The sequence below is a fragment of the Olavius algarvensis spirochete endosymbiont genome (genome assembly GCA_900608495.1).
In the GTDB taxonomy this organism is placed as follows: domain Bacteria; phylum Spirochaetota; class Spirochaetia; order DSM-2461; family DSM-2461; genus UBA2779.
In genome coordinates this window covers 1-277 of the sequence record UWYT01000230.1, presented here as the reverse complement: position 1 = coordinate 277, position 277 = coordinate 1, and the positions used below count along the sequence as shown (strand labels likewise).

The window sequence follows — 277 nt, the reverse complement described above, 5'->3', positions numbered from 1 at the left end:
ATCGCTTTGATGCCTTATTAAATCCAGGGGAGATTTTTTTAGCTGCAAAGCCTAGTACAAAATTTATTCCCTTGGTTATCGTGGGGCTTGTCAACTCTCCTTCAATAACATCAGCCATTAAACTGGTTCCAAAAGCCACAGCATCAGCAGCAAGTCCCACAGCTACTGCACCAGTTGCGACGGGAGCAGCCCCTGTTGCCGCAGCTCCTAATGTGACACCGACGGCTCCCTCTCCCACCGCACTTGCAATATCTGAACCCTGTCGCAAAAGTCCAAC

General features: G+C 49.5%; 1 protein-coding gene. It reads right to left on the bottom strand.

The window, feature by feature from the left end:
* A partial coding sequence (locus tag S1OALGB6SA_RS10270; RefSeq protein WP_195910343.1) for a hypothetical protein occupies positions 1-277 on the bottom strand: 277 nt, incomplete at both ends.